This is a genomic window from Aeromonas sp. XH, from assembly GCF_033348475.1.
GTDB classification, from domain to species: Bacteria; Pseudomonadota; Gammaproteobacteria; order Enterobacterales; family Aeromonadaceae; genus Aeromonas; species Aeromonas sanarellii.
Window position 1 is genome coordinate 1,897,128 of record NZ_CP137630.1, and the last position, 20,291, is coordinate 1,917,418.

Annotated in this window: 16 protein-coding genes; 9 read left to right on the forward strand and 7 right to left on the reverse strand. The window is 62.7% G+C overall.

What is annotated here, in order from left to right:
- Nucleotides 1-261: 261 nt before the first annotated feature.
- The 3 genes from R2B70_RS08845 to lolE all read left to right on the forward strand — a co-directional run bounded on the left by R2B70_RS08845 (nt 262) and on the right by lolE (nt 3,516).
- Entirely contained in the window at nt 262-1,497 is a 1,236-nt protein-coding gene (locus tag R2B70_RS08845; protein ID WP_318163174.1) for a lipoprotein-releasing ABC transporter permease subunit, read from the forward strand.
- A gap of 79 nt (nt 1,498-1,576) precedes the next feature.
- Nucleotides 1,577-2,275: a lipoprotein-releasing ABC transporter ATP-binding protein LolD gene (gene lolD, locus R2B70_RS08850; protein ID WP_209792069.1), complete on the forward strand. Its 699-nt coding sequence runs from the start codon at nt 1,577-1,579 to the stop codon at nt 2,273-2,275.
- The gene (gene lolE, locus R2B70_RS08855; RefSeq protein WP_318163175.1) at nt 2,275-3,516 is read left to right on the forward strand and encodes a lipoprotein-releasing ABC transporter permease subunit LolE; all 1,242 of its coding nucleotides are present in this window, start codon (nt 2,275-2,277) and stop codon (nt 3,514-3,516) included. Before lolD ends, lolE begins: the two co-directional genes overlap by 1 nt.
- Before the next feature lie 75 nt (nt 3,517-3,591).
- Here the strand turns inward: lolE and yfbR are convergent, their stop codons facing one another.
- Together yfbR and R2B70_RS08865 are read right to left on the reverse strand one after the other, a co-directional pair.
- Nucleotides 3,592-4,182, reverse strand: coding sequence for a 5'-deoxynucleotidase (yfbR, locus tag R2B70_RS08860; protein WP_042075561.1), 591 nt, complete (start codon nt 4,180-4,182; stop codon nt 3,592-3,594).
- A 71-nt stretch (nt 4,183-4,253) separates the two neighbouring features.
- Nucleotides 4,254-4,688 (reverse strand): YccF domain-containing protein, encoded by a 435-nt coding sequence (locus R2B70_RS08865; protein ID WP_318163176.1) that lies wholly within the window; start codon nt 4,686-4,688, stop codon nt 4,254-4,256.
- 428 nt (nt 4,689-5,116) lie between these two features.
- Here R2B70_RS08865 and tig point away from each other — a divergent pair, with 428 nt between their 5' ends.
- The 6 genes from tig to ppiD all read left to right on the forward strand — a co-directional run bounded on the left by tig (nt 5,117) and on the right by ppiD (nt 13,554).
- Entirely contained in the window at nt 5,117-6,427 is a 1,311-nt protein-coding gene (tig, locus tag R2B70_RS08870) for a trigger factor (protein WP_042075565.1), read from the forward strand.
- A gap of 86 nt (nt 6,428-6,513) precedes the next feature.
- A complete protein-coding gene (clpP, locus tag R2B70_RS08875; RefSeq protein WP_005324106.1) occupies nt 6,514-7,137 on the forward strand; it encodes an ATP-dependent Clp endopeptidase proteolytic subunit ClpP in 624 nt (207 codons plus the stop codon).
- A gap of 70 nt (nt 7,138-7,207) precedes the next feature.
- On the forward strand, nt 7,208-8,482 hold the full coding sequence (gene clpX / locus R2B70_RS08880) for an ATP-dependent protease ATP-binding subunit ClpX (protein WP_042075566.1): 1,275 nt from the start codon (nt 7,208-7,210) through the stop codon (nt 8,480-8,482).
- A 140-nt stretch (nt 8,483-8,622) separates the two neighbouring features.
- The gene (gene lon / locus R2B70_RS08885) at nt 8,623-10,977 is read left to right on the forward strand and encodes an endopeptidase La (RefSeq protein WP_209792075.1); all 2,355 of its coding nucleotides are present in this window, start codon (nt 8,623-8,625) and stop codon (nt 10,975-10,977) included.
- 240 nt (nt 10,978-11,217) lie between these two features.
- Entirely contained in the window at nt 11,218-11,490 is a 273-nt protein-coding gene (gene hupB / locus R2B70_RS08890; RefSeq protein ID WP_005315375.1) for a nucleoid-associated protein HU-beta, read from the forward strand.
- A 150-nt stretch (nt 11,491-11,640) separates the two neighbouring features.
- Entirely contained in the window at nt 11,641-13,554 is a 1,914-nt protein-coding gene (ppiD, locus tag R2B70_RS08895; protein ID WP_318163177.1) for a peptidylprolyl isomerase, read from the forward strand.
- Nucleotides 13,555-13,853: 299 nt separating this feature from the next.
- On the opposite strand, the gene R2B70_RS08900 is transcribed toward ppiD, so the two are convergent.
- The 5 genes from R2B70_RS08900 to R2B70_RS08920 form a co-directional block, all read right to left on the reverse strand.
- Complete coding sequence (locus tag R2B70_RS08900) at nt 13,854-15,446, reverse strand: ABC-F family ATPase (protein ID WP_042075573.1); 1,593 nt, start codon at nt 15,444-15,446, stop codon at nt 13,854-13,856.
- A gap of 208 nt (nt 15,447-15,654) precedes the next feature.
- Nucleotides 15,655-17,310: a cation acetate symporter gene (locus tag R2B70_RS08905; RefSeq protein ID WP_042077833.1), complete on the reverse strand. Its 1,656-nt coding sequence runs from the start codon at nt 17,308-17,310 to the stop codon at nt 15,655-15,657.
- Nucleotides 17,307-17,618, reverse strand: coding sequence for a DUF485 domain-containing protein (locus R2B70_RS08910; protein ID WP_042077834.1), 312 nt, complete (start codon nt 17,616-17,618; stop codon nt 17,307-17,309). The genes R2B70_RS08905 and R2B70_RS08910 overlap by 4 nt, the downstream gene beginning before the upstream one ends.
- Before the next feature lie 109 nt (nt 17,619-17,727).
- Nucleotides 17,728-18,354: a 3'-5' exonuclease gene (locus R2B70_RS08915; protein WP_042077835.1), complete on the reverse strand. Its 627-nt coding sequence runs from the start codon at nt 18,352-18,354 to the stop codon at nt 17,728-17,730.
- Between the two features lie 2 nt (nt 18,355-18,356).
- Nucleotides 18,357-20,144, reverse strand: coding sequence for a putative nucleotidyltransferase substrate binding domain-containing protein (locus tag R2B70_RS08920; RefSeq protein ID WP_042077836.1), 1,788 nt, complete (start codon nt 20,142-20,144; stop codon nt 18,357-18,359).
- Nucleotides 20,145-20,291: the final 147 nt, after the last annotated feature.

Consider the following 20,291-nt stretch of genomic DNA (forward strand, 5'->3'; position numbering starts at 1 on the left):
AACGATGTCGCGGTAGGGGCCGTTGGCGTTTCATCGCGACGCGGGGCTGGCGTGCCCCATGAGCGGGCCGTCACGGGGCCCGTCCCTGGCAAAAGGCGCGGATCATGGCGCCAGGGAGGGTTGCAAAACCCGGTGAGGGAGCGGCCACCGCCTGCGTCCTGCACCGGATCCGGCGCCACTTGCCGCAGCGACGCGGCTTGCGTTGAAGCGTCAACAGACCCTATTATCCGGCATCTTATTTTGTTGGCAACGTAGATATCCTTGAAGACCGGACTTTTTCAGCCACTCTCGCTGGCCATCGGCCTGCGTTACGCAGGCTCGCGACGCAGTAACCGCTTCGTCTCCTTTATCTCCCTGTTCTCCACCTTTGGCATCGCCATCGGGGTCGCCGCCCTCATGGTGGTCATCTCGGTCATGAACGGATTCGAGGGACAGCTCAAGGGGCGGATCCTCGGGGTGATCCCCCATGTGGTGGTGACCAACCAGGCCGGGCGCATGGCGGCCGAGCCAGAGGGTCTGCCCGATCTGGCCGGGCTGCCCCATGTGGTGGCCACGGCGCCCATGCTCGACAGCGAAGGCATGCTGCAAAGCCCGGGCCAGCTCACCGGCGTCAGCGTGCAGGGCATCGATCCCGCCCGCTGGCCCAAGGATGACATCCTGCACACCCAGATGCTGGGGGGGCGCCTGGACAGCCTGCAGCGCGGTGAATACCACATCGTACTGGGGCAGGGGGTGGCCAACCGGCTCAAGGTCTCCATTGGCGACCAGGTGCGCCTCATCCTGACCGAAGGCACCCGTTTTACCCCCTTTGGCCGAGTCCCGGCCCAGCGCCTCTTCACCGTCTCCGGCATCTTCGGGGTCGGTGCGGACGTGGACAGCCAGGTGGCGCTCATCGCCCTGGGGGATGCCCAGCGCATGCTGCGCCTGCCCGCGGACCAGGTGGGCGGCATTCGCCTCTGGCTCGACGATCCCTTCGCCGCCGACGAGGTGGTGAAGACCGCCCTGCCGGACGGGCTGGAGTGGCAGGACTGGCGCCGCGAGCGCGGCGAGCTGTTCCAGGCGGTGGCCATGGAGAAGCGCATGATGGGGCTGATGCTGGTGCTCATCATCGCGGTCGCCACCTTCAACATCCTCTCCGCCCTGGTGATGGTGGTGACGGACAAGGAAGGGGAGGTGGCCATACTGCGCACCATGGGCATGAGCGAGTCCGGCATCGTCAAGATCTTCATGGTGCTGGGGGCGTCGAGCGGCGTCATCGGCGCCCTGGTGGGCGGCCTTGCTGGGCTGGTGCTCTGTCTCGGTCTCAACCCCCTGCTCGATGGGCTGGGGCTCAACCTCTATATGGCGGCCGGCGGGGCCGGTCTGCCGGTCATCGTCGAACCGGCCCAGGTGGTGACCATCCTGCTGGGGGCCGTGCTGCTCAGCTTCAGCGCCACCCTCTACCCGGCGGCCCGTGCGGCCCGGGTAAAACCGGCCGAGGCACTGCGTTATGAATAGTGCCGTGAATCATTCGTCTTCTGTTGCGACCCCCGGTGCGAGTGCCGGCGTCGTGACTGGTATATGTGGAGTCCCCTGTATGAATCAACCCCAGTCCCGTGAGCCGCTGCTGCGCTGCCAGGCCCTCAACCATGTCTACAAAGAGGGCAATCTGGAGACCCAGGTGCTCAAGGGGATCGATCTCTGTGTCGCCCCCGGCGAAATGCTGGCGGTGGTGGGGAGCTCGGGCTCGGGCAAGACCACCTTGCTGCACCTGATGGGGGCGCTGGACAACCCCTCCAGCGGCGCCGTGCTGTTCAAGGGGCAGGACATCCATGGCTGGGACAGCCGTACCCAGGCCAGATTCCGCAATCAGGAGCTGGGCTTCGTCTATCAGTTCCACCACCTGCTCTCCGAGTTCAGTGCGCTGGAAAATGCCGCCATGCCGCTGCTGATCGCGGGTGAATCGGTGGCGGTCGCCACCGAGAAGGCGAGCAGGATGCTGGGACGGGTGGGGCTCTCCCATCGCCTCCACCACCGTCCTTCCGAGCTCTCCGGCGGCGAGCGCCAGCGGGTGGCCATCGCCCGGGCTCTGGTCAACGAGCCCAGCCTGGTGCTGGCGGACGAGCCCACCGGCAACCTGGACCACGCCAGCGCCACCGCCGTCTACGAGCTTCTGTGCGAGCTCAACCGCGAGCTCGGCACGGCGTTCGTGGTGGTCACCCATGATTTGAGCCTGGCCGCCAAGCTGCACCGGCGGGTGACCTTGGTGAGCGGCATCATGGCGGAGGTCGCCTGATGTTCAAGCCGCTGCCCCTCTTCCTGGGCCTGCGTTACAGCCGCTCCCGCCGTCGCAACGGTTTCATCGCCTTTATCTCGGCCTCCTCCCTCATCGGCATCGCCCTCGGGGTGATGGCGCTGATCCTGGGGCTCTCCGCCATGAACGGCTTCGAGCGGGAGCTCAAGAACCGGGTGCTCTCCGTGGTGCCCCACGGCGAGCTCATCGGCATGGAGGCGCCGCTGCCGGACTGGCCGAGGCTCAGAGATTACCTGCTGGCCCAGCCGGGGATCGAGGCGGCTGCCCCCGTCATTCGTCTGGACGGCCTGCTGGAGCACGGCTCGGCCATCAAGGGGGTGCAGGTGCGTGCCGTGCTGCCCGAGCTCGAGGCCAATCTGTCCGATGCGGGCAAGTACATGACGGGGCGAGGCTTTCGCGAACTGCAGGCGGGCGAGCACGGCCTCATCCTCGGCAAGACCATCGCCGACAAGCTGGGGGTCAAGATAGGGGACTCGGTCGCCCTGCTGCTACCCCAGGGGGGCGATGCCACCGGCATCAAGAACCCGAAGCGGGAGGTGCTCAAGGTGGTGGGCCTGCTCGAGATCGGCGGCCAGCTCGACGGCCTGCTCGGTTTCATGCATCTGGCCGACGCCCAGGCCATCACCGGCATGGGCAGCGCCGTGGAGGGCTTCAGCCTCAAGGTGAGCGACGTGCTCAAGGCGCAGTCCATCACGGTGGCGGCGGCCCAGAAATTCCCGCACTACGTCTACATCAGCAGCTGGATGAGCCGCCAGGGCTATCTCTATCAGGACATCCAGATGGTGCGCACCGTGATGTACGTGGTGATGCTGATGGTGGTGGCGGTGGCCTGTTTCAACATCGTCTCCACCCTGGTGATGGCGGTGAACGAGAAGCGCAGCGAAATCGCCATCCTCAAGACCATGGGGGCGAGCCCCGGCCAGATCCGGCTCACCTTCGTCATCCAGGGCATGGTGAACGGGGTGGCGGGTGCCCTCCTGGGCGCCCTGCTCGGCGGCCTGCTCTCCAGCAAGCTGACCCAGACCCTGGGCGCCATCGAAGGGGTGATTGGCCACCGTTTCCTCAATCCGGACATCTACTTCATCGACTTCCTGCCCACCGAGCTGCACATGCAGGACGTGGGCATAGTGACAGGTGCGGCCATCCTGATGAGCCTGGTGGCGACCCTCTACCCCGCCTGGCGGGCGAGCGGCCTGGTGCCGTCGCGGGAGCTGGGACACTGATCCGGACACCACCACGGTGTCGAAATAAAGAAGGGCCCGCCGGCATTGCCGACGGGCCCTTCGCATTTGCGGAGGTCAGTGGGCGTTCAGCTCGTCCAGGGGAAGCGAGAAGCTCGGCACAAAGACATCGATAAAGTAGCGCATGGGCGGGTTCATCCGCTCGGTCAGCATCTGTTCGAGGCGCTTGCGCGCCGGCTCGAACTCCCGGTTGCCGACGCTCAACTCCTCCAGGCACTTGGTGTAGGCGCAGAGGGTGTCGGCGTCCTTCACCAGCCGGGCGAGGTCGTCATCCTGGGCTGCCGAGTCGAGCAGGGGGCGAAAATCCTCCACCAGCTCGGGTGGCAGCATCCCCAGCAGGCGCTGCTCGGCCGCGAGCTCTATCTTCTTGTATTCCCGGGCAATCTCGGGGTTGAAATACTTGACCGGGGTGGGCAGATCCCCGGTCAGCACCTCGCTGCCGTCGTGGTAGAGGGCCATGACGGCGGCGCGATCGGCATCGACATGGCCGCCGAACAGCCGGTTTCCGATGACGCCGAGGGCATGAGCCACCATGGCCACCTGCAGGCTGTGCTCGGCGATGTTCTCGGGCTGGATGTTGCGCATCAGGGGCCAGCGGTAGATGAGCCGCATGCGGGAGAGGTTGGCGAAGAAGTGGCTGGGGAGCATGGGGGCCTCGAACTGGGAAATGAAAAGGGCAGACCCTAGTCTGCCCTTTTTTTCGGTTCCAGGCATCGCCCTCAGCGAATATAGCGGCCCGACTCCGCCTCATGGTTGGTCACTATCATCTGGCCGATGGGGGCCAGGCTGATGAGCGCCAGCTTGAGATGCTGGATGCCGAACGGGATGCCGACGATGGTGACGAAACAGGCCAGCGCCGAGGCGATGTGGCCGATGGCGAGCCAGACACCGATCAGCACGAACCAGAGGATGTTGCCGATCATCCCGAGCGCGCCGGTGCCGATGTCGCTCTGGCCCGTCATGGCCTTGCGGCTTACCGCCTGTTTGCCGAACGGGAAGAAGGTGAAGGTGCCGATGACGAAGCAGGCGCGCCCCCAGGGGATCCCGATGAGCGACACGAAGCAGAGCAGACCGGCCAGCCACCAGGCCAGCCCCATGAAGACGCCTCCGAGCAGGAACCAGAGCAGATTGAACAAGAAGCGGAAAAAGGACATGTGGGTGACTCCAGGGTCATGAATTGGTTGTCACCATAGCGAGCCCTGCCGGGGGACGCAATGGCACAGGCGAGAAGGTGGACAATTTGGGTCGCAACACGCCATTTTGGCGGTCGATTGGGACAGGATGGCGATCAAAATGGCCCGTTCGCCGTGAAAAAGAGTGAGCCAGTGCAAATTATTGCGGATCGATTGCTTGAACTCGGTGCAAGGTCTCCCCATATAGGAGAAAGTCTTGCGCAAATTGTGCTGTCTGTGCCCCGGATGGGGGACGTGCGGCTCGACGCGACCACTGCACGCCGCTATAATGTCGCGTCATATTTTCTCATCACAAAGACAGTCGTTGTCTTTATAAACAGGAAGACTCCGGGCTTGCCCGGGGGCAATAAAGGGTCAGCACACAGTGCTGAGTTGAACGAGGTAAAAGAATGCAAGTTTCTGTAGAGACAACCCAGGGTCTGGAACGCCGTCTTACCATCACTGTACCGGCCGCTACCGTTGATGCCGCCGTGCGTAAAGAATTGAATGGCCTGGCCAAGACTCGTCGCATCGACGGTTTCCGTCCTGGCAAGGCTCCGGTTGCCATCATCAAGAAGATGTTCGGTGCCATGGCTCACGCCCGTGTTGCCGATGAAATGATGCAGAACAACTTCATCAAGGCCATCATCGAGAACAAACTGAGCCCGGCTGGCGCCCCGACCATGGATCCGAAAGAGATCAAGGAAGGCCAGGACTTCGAATTCACCGCTACCTTCGAAGTGTACCCGGAGTTCGAGATCGCCGGTCTGGAGAGCATCAAGGTCGAGAAGCCGGTTGCCTCCGTCAAGGATACCGATCTGGCCAACATGATCGACACCCTGCGCAAGCAGCACGCCACCTGGTCCGAAACTGACGCAGTTGCCGCCAACGGCATGCGCGTGACCCTGGACTTCGTCGGTTCCATCGACGGTGAAGAGTTTGACGGCGGCAAGGCCGAAGGCTTCACGCTGGAACTGGGCGCCGGTCGCATGATCCCGGGCTTCGAAGACGCCATTCTGGGCAAGAAAGCGGGCGACGAGTTCACCATCGACGTGACTTTCCCAGCCGACTACCACGCCGAAGCCCTGAAGGGCAAGGCTGCCAAGTTCGCCTCCAAGCTGCACAAGGTTGAAGAGCAAATCCTGCCCGAGCTGACCGAAGAGTTCGTCAAGCGTTTCGGCATCGAGAGCGGCAGCGTTGAAGAGCTGAAAGCCGAAGTGCGCAAGAACATGGAACGCGAACTGGCCCAGGCCCTGAAAAACAGCGTGAAAGAGCAGGTGCTGAACGGCCTGGTTGAAGCCAACCAGATCGATCTGCCGAAGGCTGCCGTTGCTCAGGAAATCGACACCCTGCGTCAGCAGGCTCTGCAGCGCTTCGGTGGCTTCCAGGGCGGCAACGCTCCCGAGCTGCCGGCCGAGCTGTTCCAGGCCCAGGCCGAACGTCGCGTACGCGTTGGCCTGCTGCTGGGCGATGTGATCCGCACCAACGAGATCAAGGCTGACGAAGCCCGTGTGACCAGCATCATCGAGTCCATGGCCACCGCTTACGAAGATCCGAAGGAAGTGATCGAGTACTACCAGCAGAACGAGCAGATGCTGAACGGCGTGCGCAACCTGGCCATTGAAGATCAAGCTATCGATCTGATCCTGTCCAAGGCGCAAGTGACCGAGAAAGAAGTGGCCTTCGACGAAGTGATCAACAAGTCCGGTGCCGCTGCCTAAGAACATTTGACTTAAGGTCAAAACTGTTAAGTATAATGGCTCGTGTGATCTCCACTCGGGCCATTTTATTTTAGGGACAATGCCTTATGTACAAGAACTATAACGATGTGACTGAATCCCCACGCAATGCGCTCATCCCTATGGTGGTCGAGCAGACGGCTAAGGGTGAGCGTTCCTACGACATCTATTCCCGTCTGCTCAAGGAGCGGGTGATCTTCCTGACCGGACAGGTCGAGGACCACATGGCGAACCTGGTGGTGGCTCAGCTGCTGTTCCTGGAGTCCGAGAACCCGGATCAGGACATCAGCATCTACATCAACTCGCCGGGTGGCGCCGTCACTGCGGGTATGTCCATCTATGACACCATGCAGTTCATCAAACCGGATGTCAGCACCGTCTGCATGGGGCAGGCCTGCTCCATGGGGGCCTTCCTGCTGGCCGGTGGCGCCAAGGGCAAGCGTTTCTGCCTGCCCAATGCCCGTGTGATGATCCACCAGCCGCTGGGCGGCTTCCAGGGTCAGGCTTCTGACATCCAGATCCATGCCCAGGAGATCCTGAAAATCAAGAATACCCTGAACGATCGTCTGGCGTTCCATACCGGCCAGGACATGGCCACCATCGAGCGCGACACCGACCGTGACAACTTCATGTCGGCGGAGCAGGCCGTGGCCTATGGTCTGGTTGACGGCATCCTGAGCCAGCGCGGCTGAGCAGGGTATCCCGTCCTGTTGTAAACTCAACAGGACGATCCATCCTCTATTGATAAAACGAGGTCGCTGAATGACAGAGAAACGCAAGGGTGAGGGCGACAAGCTGCTGTATTGCTCTTTCTGCGGCAAAAGCCAGCATGAAGTGCGCAAGCTGATCGCTGGCCCTTCCGTCTACGTATGTGATGAGTGTGTCGAGCTGTGCAACGACATCATCCGCGAGGAGATCCGCGAGATTTCTCCCAAGCGCGATGGTAGCGATCTGCCGACCCCTCATGAAATCCGCGCCCATCTGGACGACTACGTGATCGGGCAGGAGTACGCCAAGAAGGTGCTGGCGGTCGCCGTCTACAACCACTACAAGCGTCTGCGCAGCGGCAGCGAGTCCGGTGGCGTGGAGCTGGGCAAGTCCAACATCCTGCTGATCGGCCCCACCGGCAGCGGCAAGACCCTGCTGGCCGAGACGCTGGCACGCCTGCTGGATGTGCCCTTCACCATGGCCGATGCCACCACCTTGACCGAAGCCGGTTACGTGGGCGAGGACGTGGAGAACATCATCCAGAAGTTGCTGCAAAAGTGCGACTACGACGTGGAGAAGGCCCAGCGCGGCATCGTCTACATCGACGAGATCGACAAGATCTCCCGCAAGTCGGACAACCCCTCCATCACCCGCGACGTCTCCGGGGAAGGGGTGCAGCAGGCACTGCTGAAGCTGATCGAGGGCACCATTGCCTCAGTGCCGCCCCAAGGTGGTCGCAAGCACCCGCAGCAGGAGTTCCTGCAGGTCGACACCTCCAAGATCCTCTTCATCTGTGGCGGCGCCTTTGCGGGGCTGGACAAGGTGATCGAGCAGCGCTCCGTCAAGGGGACCGGCATCGGTTTTGGCGCCGAGGTGAAGTCCAAGAATGCCAAGGCAACCCTGAGCGAGAACTTTGCCAAGGTGGAGCCGGAAGATCTCATCAAGTACGGTCTCATCCCCGAGTTCATCGGTCGTCTGCCGGTGGTCGCGACCCTGACCGAGCTGGACGAAGCCGCTCTCATCCAGATCCTGAAAGAGCCGAAGAACGCGCTGACCAAGCAGTATGCCGCGCTGTTTGCTCTGGAAGAGGTGGAGCTGGAGTTCCGTGACGACGCCCTGAACGCCATCGCCCGCAAGGCCATGGAGCGCAAGACCGGTGCCCGCGGTCTGAGATCCATCGTCGAAGCCGTGCTGCTCGACACCATGTATGATCTGCCGTCCCTGAAAGGGGTCAGCAAGGTGGTGATCGACGAGACGGTGATCAAGGGAGACTCAGCGCCCCTGATGATCTACGACAATCCCGAGACTCAGGCCGCAGCCTCAGAGTAACTGTCTGATTTTTAATCACATAAAGGGGCTTTTTGCCCCTTTCATGCTTTTTACGGCCAAGGCGATTGAATCTCATCTTTGCGCCCCCATATACTCAGCCAAGCGCTTTGCCAACGGTATAACAAGCCGAGAGGACATATATGAACCTAGAGCGTTCAGAACGCATCGAGATTCCCGTCCTGCCTCTTCGTGACGTGGTGGTTTACCCCCACATGGTCATTCCACTCTTTGTGGGGCGGGAAAAATCCATTCGCTGTCTGGAAGCGGCCATGGAGCAGGACAAGAAAGTCCTGCTGGTGGCCCAGAAGGATGCGTCTACTGACGAGCCAACGGTGGAGGAGATCTTCTCCGTCGGGACAGTGGCCAATATTTTGCAGATGCTCAAGCTGCCGGACGGCACCGTCAAGGTGCTGGTGGAAGGGAGCCAGCGTGCCCGCCTCGAGCGGATGATCGACGATCGCGACTTCTTCGTCGGCGAGGCGCAGTACATCGCATCCTCCCCCATCGAGGAGAAGGATCAGGACGTGCTGGTGCGCTCAGCCATCGGCCAGTTCGAAGGTTACATCAAGCTCAACAAGAAGATCCCGCCCGAGGTGCTCACCTCGATTTCGGCGATCGACGATGCCGCTCGCCTGGCCGACACCATGGCCGCCCACATGCCGCTCAAGCTCGAAGACAAGCAGAAGGTGCTGGAAATCGCCTCCGTGTCCGAGCGCATCGAGTTTCTGATGGCCATGATGGAGTCGGAGATCGACCTGTTGCAGGTCGAGAAGCGCATCCGCTCCCGGGTCAAGAAGCAGATGGAGAAGAGCCAGCGGGAGTACTACCTCAACGAGCAGATGAAGGCCATCCAGAAAGAGCTGGGTGAGCTGGAAGACAGCCCGGACGAATTCGAAGCCCTCAATCGCAAGATTGACGAGGCGGGGATGCCGGAGGATGCGCGCGAGAAGGCACAGGCCGAGCTCGCCAAGCTGAAGATGATGTCCCCCATGTCTGCCGAGGCGACCGTGGTGCGCAGCTATGTGGACTGGATGGTGCAGGTGCCCTGGAAGGCGCGCTCCAAGGTCAAGAAGGACCTGGGCAAGGCCCAGGAGGTGCTGGACGCGGATCACTATGGCCTAGACAAGGTCAAGGATCGCATCCTCGAGTACCTGGCGGTGCAGGCGCGGGTCAACAAGCTCAAGGGCCCCATCCTCTGCCTGGTCGGCCCTCCCGGGGTGGGCAAGACCTCCCTCGGTCAGTCCATCGCCAAGGCCACCGGCCGCAAATACGTGCGCATGGCGCTCGGTGGCGTGCGTGACGAGGCGGAGATCCGCGGTCACCGTCGCACCTACATCGGCTCCATGCCCGGCAAGCTCATCCAGAAGATGGCGAAAGTCGGCGTGAAGAACCCGCTGTTCCTGCTCGACGAGATCGACAAGATGAGCTCGGACATGCGTGGCGATCCCGCCTCCGCCCTGCTGGAGGTACTGGATCCCGAGCAGAACAGCAGCTTCAACGATCACTACCTGGAAGTGGATTACGACCTGTCGGACGTGATGTTCGTGGCCACCTCCAACTCCATGAACATCCCGGGTCCGCTGCTGGACCGGATGGAGGTGATCCGTCTGTCCGGTTACACCGAGGACGAGAAGCTGAACATCGCCAAGCAGCACCTGGTGGCCAAGCAGATCCAGCGCAACGGCCTGAAGGCCTCCGAGATCACCATCGAGGATTCGGCGCTGATCGGGGTTATCCGCTACTACACCCGCGAGGCCGGGGTGCGCAGCCTGGAGCGCGAGATCTCCAAGATCTGTCGCAAGGCAGTCAAACGCATCCTGCTGGACAAGAGCATCAAGCATGTTCAGGTCAATCAGGCCAACCTCAAGGAGTTCCTGGGGGTACAGCGCTTCGACTACGGCAAGGCCACCGACCAGAACCAGATCGGTCAGGTGTGCGGCCTGGCGTGGACCGAGGTGGGGGGCGATCTGCTCACCATCGAGACCACCAACATGCCGGGCAAGGGCAAGCTCACCTACACCGGCTCCCTCGGTGACGTGATGCAGGAGTCCATCCAGGCGGCCATGACGGTGGTGCGGGCCCGTGCCGAGAAGCTGCGCATCAACGCGGACTTCTACGAGAAGCGCGACATCCATGTGCACGTGCCGGAGGGGGCGACCCCGAAAGACGGTCCGAGCGCCGGCATCGCCATGTGTACCGCCCTGGTCTCCAGCCTCACCGGCAACCCGGTGCGTGCCGACGTGGCCATGACCGGCGAGATCACCCTGCGCGGTGAAGTGCTGCCCATCGGCGGTCTCAAGGAGAAGCTGCTGGCGGCCCACCGCGGTGGCATCAAGCGGGTGCTCATCCCGAAAGAGAACGAGCGTGACCTGGAAGAGATCCCGGCCAACGTCAAACAAGATCTTGAAATCTATCCGGTTCGCTGGATTGACGAGGTGCTTGCACTGGCGCTGCAGGACAATCCGCAGGGTTTCGAACGCGTTTCTGTCGTGTAAATGTTGATGCGCCGCAAATTTGGCGCATTCGGGGGGTGGTTAAGGCTTGCATGCGCCGGACAACGGAAGTAGCCTTGACCACCGATCGGGTACTCATGATGAGTCGCAAGGCGTGATGTGGCGCGGGTTTGCGCCAGATTGTCACTTGCAACTGATCAGGAGGCTTGTTATAAAACCTCCACTTGTTGTGGCCAGGGAAATCAGCGCCGCAGCGATGTTCGATAAAAGGGGAATATAAGAGTGAATAAATCTCAACTGATTGACAAGATTGCAGACGGTGCTGATATCTCCAAAGCTGCCGCTGGCCGTGCGCTGGATGCCTTCATCGATGCCGTGGGCGAAGCTCTGAAAGAGGGTGACCAGGTTGCACTGGTTGGCTTCGGTACTTTCGCCGTGCGCGAGCGTGCCGCCCGTTCTGGCCGTAACCCGCAAACTGGTGCGACCATCGAAATCGCCGCTGGTAAAGTTCCTGCCTTCAAAGCCGGCAAGGCCCTGAAAGACGCGGTCAACTAAGCCGGTCGCTGATATCACATCGGCACCGTCCTTGGTCGTTGACCAGACAAGTGAGAGGGCTCTCCCTCATACTGATTGACCAAGGCGCATCGCAATCGGTGCGCCTTTTCATTATTTACGCCCATCGAGTTCGGGAGCATAAGTACAAACATGATGTTGGATAAACTACGCGAAGGGGCGCAGGGCAAGGTAGCCAAGGTTATCTTGGGCCTGATCATCCTCTCCTTTGCCTTGGCCGGTGTAGGCAGCTACCTCAACGGCCCGGCACGTACCGCCCCCGCCACCGTCAACGGCAATGACATCAGTGCCCCCGCACTGGAGAATGCCTACCGCAACGAGCGGGCCCGTATGGAAGCCCAAATGGGTGAGGCCTTCAACCAGCTGGCCGCCAACCCCGACTACATGAAACAGTTCCGTCGCGGCGTGCTGGACCGGTTGATCGATCAGGCGCTGATCGATGACAAGGCCCGCTCCCTGGGCCTGCGCGTCAGTGACGAGCAGATCAAGCAGGCCATTGTCGCCATGCCGGAGTTTGCCGAAGAGGGCAAGTTCAGCAACGACCGCTACCTGCAGCTCATCCGCCGCGCCGGCATGACCCCCGAGATGTTCCGCGACTCCCTGCGCCAGGACATGGTACGCCAGCAACTGATGGGGGCCGTGCTGGGCTCAGAGTTCGCCCTCAAGGGCGAGGCCGAGCAGCTCGACCGGCTCTACAACCAGACCCGGGATCTGCGCCTGGTGCGCCTGGCCGCCTCCGCCTATGTGGACGGGGTCGAGGTCAGCGATGCCGAGATTGAGCAGTTCTACAAGGCCAACAGCGGCCGCTTCATGAACGACGAGAAGGTCAAGGTCGACTATCTGCTGCTGGATGCCGCCAATCTTGGCAAGAACATCAAGGTCACCGAGCAGGACGCCCAGGATTACTACGATCAGCATCAGGATCTGTTCCAGCGTGCCGAGCGTCGCCAGGTGGCTCATATCCTGATCCCGTTTGGCAAGGATGAGAAGGCCGCCGAACAGAAGGCCGAGGCCGTGCTGGCCAAGGCCAAGGCGGGCGACGACTTCGCCGCGCTGGCCAAGGCCGAGTCTTCCGATACCTTCTCCGCCAAGAAAGGCGGCGAGCTGGACTGGTTCGAGAAAGGGGTGATGGATCCCGCCTTCGAGCAGGCCGCCTTCGCGCTGGCCAAGGCCGGGGATCTCTCTGCCGTGGTGAAGAGCCCGTTCGGTTTCCACATCATCAAGCTGCTGGCGGTCGAGCCTGCCAAGACCAAGCCCTTTGCCGATGTGAAGAGCGACACCATCGCCCGTCTGCAGTCTGACAAGGCCAAGGAGCAGTTCTTCGCCGAGCAGCAGAAGATGGCCGACAGCAGCTTCGAGAATCCGGACTCCCTGGATCTCACCGCCGAGACCATGGGTCTGAAAGTCGTCTCCTCCGACTATTTCAGCCAGGCCGATGCGCCGGCACCGCTCAGCGATCCCAAGGTGCTCTCCGTGGCCTTCTCCGAGCAGCTGCGCGATGACAACACCAACTCAGATGTGATCGAGCTCGGTGACGGCAAGGCGCTGGTGCTGCACATCATGGGTCACCAGCCGAAGGCGGCCAAGCCTCTGGCGGAGGTGAAAGAGCAGGTGATCGCGGCCATCAAGCACGACAAGGCGAGCGAAGTGGCCCGCGGCAAGGCGCAAGGCTTGCTGGACAAGCTGCGTGCCGGCGAATCCATCGAGGCCGACCTGGCTGCGCTGGGACTGAAGGTGGAGACCCACAAGGGTGTCGCCCGCTTCGCCCAGGAGATGGATCAGAACCTGGTGGCCCAGGCCTTCCGCATGCCCCATCCGAAGGATGGCAAGCCGAGCGTGGAGCTGGTGACCGAGGCCAATGGCGATCGCGTGGTGGTGGCCCTGGACAGGGTCAACCTGATCAAGGAGCCGTCCCAGATGGTGAGCCTGCTGCAAGGCCAGCTCGGCCAGGGCAAGGCCCAGGCGGACTACAAGTCCCTCATCGACGAACTGCGCAAGGCGGCCAAGATCGAGTACTTCACCGACGTGGAAGCGGCCGTCGAGTAAGCCGACGCCGCTCCCGCTTGAAAACGGCCCCGATACGGGGCCGTTTTTTTATGCGCGAGAGGGGAGGCCGGTTGCGCGGCCAACTTGTGTTCTGTGCTTTTCTACTGCCTCCTTGCGGGAGAGGGGGGAGCAAGAGAAGCGGGTTGCAGCCCCGGGGGAGGGGACGCGGGCCGCCGCTATCGTCAATTAAAGCTGGGCAAGCCAGCGGGCCACCTCCTCTGGACAATCCCGGAAGCGTGAGGCGCCCATAAAAAAACCGGCGCACCTGGCGCCGGTTTCTCTCTTTGCATTGCGAGGGGTTACACCACGCCCTGGCTGCGCAGGTACTCCTCGTAGGTGCCGCCGAAGTCGCGGATACCGTCTTCAGTCAGCTCCAGAATACGGGTCGCCAGGGAGGAGACGAACTCACGGTCGTGGGAGACGAAGATCAGGGTGCCCTTGTACATCTCCAGCGCCAGGTTCAAGGATTCGATGGATTCCATGTCCAGGTGGTTGGTCGGCTCATCCATGATCAGGATGTTGGGGCGCTGCATCATCAGCTTGCCGAACAGCATGCGGCCCTGCTCACCACCGGAGAGCACCTTGACCGGCTTCTTGATGTCGTCCTGGGAGAACAGCAGACGGCCCAGTACGGAGCGTACCGCCTGCTCGTCTTCGTTCTCCTGTTTCCACTGGGCCATCCAGTCGAACACGTTGAGGTCGGTGTCGAAGTCCTCAGCGTGATCCTGGGCGTAGTAACCGATCTGGGCGTTTTCGGACCACTTGATGGTGCCGGTATCCGGTGCCAGCGCACCCACCAGGGTTTTGATCAGGGTGGATTTACCGATCCCGTTGGTCCCCAGAATGGCGACCTTCTCGCCCACTTCCAGCATCATGTTGAGGCCCTTGAACAGAGGGGCTTCGCCATAGCCTTTCGATACCCCTTCGATCTCCAGGATGTTGCGGTAGAGCTTCTTCTCCTGCTCGAAGCGGATGAAGGGGTTCTGCCGGCTGGAGACCTTCACTTCCTCAATCTTGATCTTGTCGATCTGCTTGAGACGGGAGGTGGCCTGGCTGGACTTGGAGGCGTTGGCGCTGAAACGCGACACGAAGGATTGCAGATCGGCGATCTGGGCCTTCTTCTTGGCGTTGTCGGCCAGCAGGCGCTCACGGGCCTGGGTGGCGGCCGTCATGTACTCGTCGTAGTTGCCCGGGTAGACCCGCAGTTCGCCGTAGTCCAGATCCGCCATGTGGGTGCAGACGGAGTTCAGGAAGTGACGGTCGTGAGAGATGATGATCATGGTGCTCTCGCGATCGTTGAGCACCTGTTCCAGCCAGCGGATGGTGTTGATGTCCAGGTTGTTGGTCGGTTCGTCCAGCAACAGGATGTCGGGGTTGGAGAAGAGCGCCTGTGCCAGCAGCACCCGCAGTTTCCAGCCCGGCGCCACTTCGCTCATGGGGCCGTTGTGCTGCTCGATGGGGATGCCGGCACCCAGCAGCAGCTCGCCTGCGCGGGATTCTGCGGTATAGCCGTCATACTCGGCGACCAGGCCTTCCAGCTCGGCGGCCTTCATGTAGTCGTCGTCGGTCGCTTCCAGGTTGGCGTAGATGGCATCGCGCTCGGCGATGGCGGCCCACAGCTCGGTGTGACCCATCATGACCACGTCCAGTACGCGCATCTCTTCGTAGGCGAACTGATCCTGACGCAGCTTACCGATACGTTCGTTGACGTCCAGGCTCACATTACCGCCAGTGGGCTCCAGATCGCCGCCGAGGATCTTCATGAAAGTGGACTTGCCACAGCCGTTGGCACCGATAAGGCCGTAGCGGTTGCCGCCGCCAAACTTGACGCTGATGTTCTCAAACAGCGGCTTGGCGCCGAACTGCATGGTGATGTTGTTACTCGAAAGCACTGGAATGTCCCGGTTGATCTGTCAAATGGCGCGCATTATGGCACAGATCCCCCGAAAGTTTTAGCAAGAACTGTGATCCAGACCGGTTGCAGGGGGTTTTGCCATCGTGCAACGGACCCCTGGGGCCGCCGGGGCGAACAGGGGGGGCGAGGGGCGCCTCACATGAAAAAAGCCGGCGCAGGGCCGGCTTGGAAGGGGGAGGGGGACCTCAGTGGGCGGAGGCGCCGGAGGCACCGAGCCCGGTCTGGGAGCGGACGAACTGCGGGAAAAACTTAGCATGCTCGTCGGAGGCGCTCTGGGACTTGTCGGTCACCGAGAAGAACCAGATCCCGACGAAAGCGAGCGCCATGGAGAAGAGCGCCGGGTATTCGTAGGGGAAGATAGCCTCGGCATGGCCCAGTACCTTCACCCACACGGTGGGACCCAGGATCATCAGGGTCACGGCGCTCACCAGCCCGAGCCAGCCGCCATAGACGGCGCCACGGGTGGTCAGGCGGGACCAGAACATGGAGAGGAAGAGCACAGGGAAGTTGCAGCTCGCCGCGATGGAGAAGGCCAGGCCCACCATGAAGGCGATGTTCTGCTTCTCGAACAGGATGCCCAGACCGATGGCGACGACCCCCAGCACTAGCGTGGTCATCTTGGAGACGCGCAGCTCGTCGGTTTCGTTGACCTTGCCCTGCTTGATCACGCAGGCATAGAGGTCGTGGGAGACCGCGGAGGCACCCGCCAGGGTCAGCCCGGCGACCACCGCCAGTATGGTGGCGAAGGCCACGGCGGAGATGAAGCCCAGGAACAGGCTGCCGCCCACCGCATCGGCCAGGTGGACCGCCGCCATGTTGGTGCCGCCCAGCAGGGCGCCGGTGGCGTCCTTGAAGTCAGGGTTGGTGCTGACCAGCAGGATGGCGCCAAAACCGATGATGAAGGTGAGGATGTAGAAGTACCCGATGAAGCCGGTGGCGTAGAACACCGACTTGCGGGCTTCCTTGGCATCGCTCACGGTGAAGAAGCGCATCAGGATGTGGGGCAGACCGGCGGTGCCGAACATCAGGGCCAGCCCGAGCGAGATGGCGGAGATGGGATCGGCGACCAGGCCGCCCGGGCTCATGATGGCGGCGCCGTTGGCATGGACCTTGACCGCCTCGCTGAACAGGGCGCCGACGTCGAAGTTGACGGACTTCATCACCATGATGGCCATGAAGGAGGCACCGGAGAGCAGCATCACCGCCTTGATGATCTGTACCCAGGTGGTGGCCAGCATGCCGCCGAACAGCACGTAGAGCACCATCAGGATGCCGACCAGCACCACGGCCACATGGTATTGCAGGCCGAACAGCAGCTCGATGAGCTTGCCGGCACCGACCATCTGGGCGATGAGGTAGAGGGCGACCACCACCAGGGAGCCACAGGCGGAGAGGCTGCGCACCGAGGTCTGCTTGAGGCGGTAGGAGGCCACGTCGGCGAAGGTGTACTTGCCGAGGTTGCGCAGCCGCTCCGCGATCAGGAACAGTATGATGGGCCAGCCCACCAGGAAGCCGATGGAGTAGATGAGGCCGTCATAGCCCGAGGTGTAGACCAGGGCGGAAATGCCGAGGAAGGAGGCGGCAGACATGTAGTCACCGGCGATGGCCAGACCGTTCTGGAAGCCGGTGATGCGCCCGCCGGCGGCGTAGTAGTCTGAGGCCGAGCGGTTGCGCTTGGAAGCCCAGTAGGTGATGAACAGGGTGGCGGCCACGAAGGCCACGAACATGACGATGGCCGAGACGTTGAGGGGCTGGCGTTGCACCTCGCCGGTGAGGGCATCGGCCGCCAGCAGGGGGGTGGAGACCAGACCGGTCAACAGCAGCAGAGACTTGCCTTTCATGATTGCACTCCCTTGAGGATCTTCTGGTTCAGCTCGTCAAACTCGCCGTTGGCCCGAAACACATAGACGCCGGTCAGCACGAAGGCCGACAGGATGAGGCCAATCCCGACCGGGATGCCGCGGGTGATGCTCGAGCCTTCGCTCAAGGGGGTGCCGAGCCAGCCGGGGGCGAAGGCGATGAGCAGGATGAACGCCAGGTAGAGTCCCAGCATCAGGATGGAGAGGATCCAGGCAAAGCGCTGGCGCTTGGCGACCAGAGCCTGGAAGTTGGGATCTTGCTGGATCCGAAGATACGGTTGCTGTTCCATTGCAGTGCTCCATGACATTGAGTGTCAGCGGTGGATGAAGGGGGTTCCCTACCGAGCAGCCAGGCCGCTCATGTAAGCAAAATGTGAATTAAATGTTATTTGTCGACAATTAGACTTTGGGATAAGCCAGGGGGCCGCCATTGCGCAGGCGGACAAAGATGAGGGCGGCGGCGGCGGCGTCACTCAGAGCGTCGTGAAGGGGCAGGGGGGGCAGTGCCAGGTGGGCGCAGATGGCAGCCAGATGCAGGTCGATGGCGGCATCGGGATAACGGCGGTAGAGCTGGTCGTGGTAGAGCCGGCTCACCTCAAGGCCCCACTGGGGCAGGGTGAGCCCCCACAGCCGCTGACACGCCAGGTTGAGGATGCGCAGGTCATAGGCGATATGGTAACCCACCAGTTCGCGGGGACCGATGAAGGCGAGCAGCTGGCGCAGCGCGGCTTCCAGCGTCATGCCCTGTTGCAGATCCCGGTGGCGCAGGCCGTGGATCACCACAGACTGGGTGCTCAGGCTGGCGGGGGCCTGGACCCGGAGGCTGAGGGCGTCGCCTGTCTCTATCCGGTTGCCGCGGATGCGCACCGCCCCGATGGAGACTATTTCCGCCCGCGCCGGGTTGAGGCTGGTGGTCTCGAAGTCCAGCGCCACCCACTCGTCGGCGGGAGGGCTCGCAAAGAGGGGGGCAAACTCCCCGTCCCGGAAGGCCCTGCCTTGCCAGCGGCGTCGCCAGTGCGCCCACATCCCTATTGCCTCAGACGAAAGTGCAAGGTGAGCCACTGCTGGAACTTCTTCACCTGGTGCAGGGCATGGCGCAGCAGATCCCGCTCGGTGTGGCCGAGCCCGGCCACGTGTACCCGCCCGTCCCCCTCCTGCAACTGGCTGCGCAACCGAAGCCGCATAAACAGTCGAAAGGCCTCCGCCAGATTGGCGCCGTAGTCGCTGCTGAGGCGCCCCTGGGCCACCAGGGCGTCGATGCGCCCCAGGGTCGAGGTCTCCAGCACGCCCGCCTCCAGGGAGAGCACCCGCACACCGTGCACCAGGGGGAAGAGGCCGCCCCGCTTGAGATCCAGCCCTTCGGGATCCTGCTCCAGCCGGCCAAACAGGGTGAGGGGGGTGTGAAAGGCCACCGCCGCCCGCGCCATCTCCGCCAGCAGATCCGGCCTGTCGGCCAGGCAGGCTCTCAGGTGGCGGGCGACGGGGGCGAGCAGGGGGCGATCCCCCATGATGGCCTGGGCATCGGCCAGGGTGGCGAGCCACAGCAGATCGTCCTCGTCGGCCCGGGCGCAGGCCAGCTCGATCTGCGCCTGCCACTGCTGCGCCCCCTTCACCCAGGCCGGGTTGCTGACCATGACATGCCCCGGACAGGGAGGGTAGCCGAGCCGTGCCAGCAGGTCGCTGAAGGCGGCCAGATCCGCCTCCCGTGCGGGCCATGTCAGGCCCTCTGGCAGGATCAGGGCGTTGTCCTGATCGGTTTTCTGGATCTGTTCGCCGCGCCCCTCCGAGCCCAGCATCAGCAGACAGACCTTCTCCTGCACCTCGGGGGGGATCACCAGGGCGAAGGCCTTGGCGATCAGCTGTTCGTTGATGGTGGCGATGAGCTTCATCAGAAAGAGGGTGTGGATCCCCTGGGCAAACAGGGAGCGGGTGAGCTGCTGCTGCTCCCGGGCCACCGCCTCGAGGGCGGCGGGGCTGTCGGCCCGGGCGATGCGCAGGGTCAGCACGTGGGAGTGGGCGGAGAAGAGCCCCAGCACCTGGGTCAGGTGCAGTATGCCTGCCACCTCCTGCCCCTGCCAGATGACCAGGCGCTTTATGCGGTGGCGGGTCATCAGCAGCAGGGCGTCGAACAGATAGCTGCCCTGGGCCAGGCCGATCAGGGGGGCGGGGGTCAGCACCGCGAGCGGCGCCGTGAGCGGCAGTCCCTTGAGGGTCAGCGCATGGAGCAGGGTCTTGCGGGTGGCGAGGCTCAGGCTGCCATCGGCGGCGGGGTAGAGCAGGCAGTCCGTTCCCCGGGCCACCATGGCCTCGGTCGCGGCCAGCAGGCTGGTCTGGCTGTCCAGTTGCAGGGCCGGCTGCAGATGCCCGGGGCCTATCCGCGTCAGGATGAACTCCGCCAGGTTCTGTTGCCCGAGCTGGCCGCGGCGCTCCTGCTCCCGCTGGCGTTCCGCCAGGGTGGCGGTGAAGTAGTGGGCGATGTCGGGATGCAGGTCGCACAGCGCCAGGAAGTCTGGGCGGGGAACGAGCTGGCAGAGGGTGTCTTCCAGGGCGGCGAAGCGGTGGCGGCAGCGACCGTCGAACTGGGCCCTGACGTCGAACATGTCCCCCTCGCCGTAGTCGCCGAACGTCTGATGGGGGGCAGACTCCTCCACGGCCCCCTTGATGATCAGATAGAGGCCCTCGGGCTCGTCCCCCGGGCTCTGCACCGTCTGGCCGGCGCGAAAGTAGCAGATGCTGAGCCGCTGGCCGAGCCGCTGGCGGGCCGCCTCGTCCAGGCAGTCGAACGGCGGGCGGGAAAAATTGAACAGAAGTGACATGACGACTCTCCGCCGTGAGCATGGGGCCAGTCTGGCAAAGGGACAGGGCCGAGGCCAGCCGACTTTAGTCGCAGACCCGGGGTCGCCTCCCTGTACCTGCCGGTAACACTCTGGTAACGTTGTGGTATGACCAGTTGAATGAGAGGA

Coding starts and splice junctions, on each gene's coding strand:
- yfbR (WP_042075561.1), bottom strand. CDS start 4,182: ATGCTCCCCAGCCACTTCTTCGCCAACCTCTCCCGCATGCGGCTCATC.
- R2B70_RS08865 (WP_318163176.1), bottom strand. CDS start 4,688: ATGTCCTTTTTCCGCTTCTTGTTCAATCTGCTCTGGTTCCTGCTCGGA.
- R2B70_RS08920 (WP_042077836.1), bottom strand. CDS start 20,144: ATGTCACTTCTGTTCAATTTTTCCCGCCCGCCGTTCGACTGCCTGGAC.
- ppiD (WP_318163177.1), top strand. CDS start 11,641: ATGATGTTGGATAAACTACGCGAAGGGGCGCAGGGCAAGGTAGCCAAG.
- tig (WP_042075565.1), top strand. CDS start 5,117: ATGCAAGTTTCTGTAGAGACAACCCAGGGTCTGGAACGCCGTCTTACC.
- lolD (WP_209792069.1), top strand. CDS start 1,577: ATGAATCAACCCCAGTCCCGTGAGCCGCTGCTGCGCTGCCAGGCCCTC.
- lon (WP_209792075.1), top strand. CDS start 8,623: ATGAACCTAGAGCGTTCAGAACGCATCGAGATTCCCGTCCTGCCTCTT.
- lolE (WP_318163175.1), top strand. CDS start 2,275: ATGTTCAAGCCGCTGCCCCTCTTCCTGGGCCTGCGTTACAGCCGCTCC.
- R2B70_RS08905 (WP_042077833.1), bottom strand. CDS start 17,310: ATGAAAGGCAAGTCTCTGCTGCTGTTGACCGGTCTGGTCTCCACCCCC.
- clpP (WP_005324106.1), top strand. CDS start 6,514: ATGTACAAGAACTATAACGATGTGACTGAATCCCCACGCAATGCGCTC.
- R2B70_RS08910 (WP_042077834.1), bottom strand. CDS start 17,618: ATGGAACAGCAACCGTATCTTCGGATCCAGCAAGATCCCAACTTCCAG.
- R2B70_RS08915 (WP_042077835.1), bottom strand. CDS start 18,354: ATGTGGGCGCACTGGCGACGCCGCTGGCAAGGCAGGGCCTTCCGGGAC.
- clpX (WP_042075566.1), top strand. CDS start 7,208: ATGACAGAGAAACGCAAGGGTGAGGGCGACAAGCTGCTGTATTGCTCT.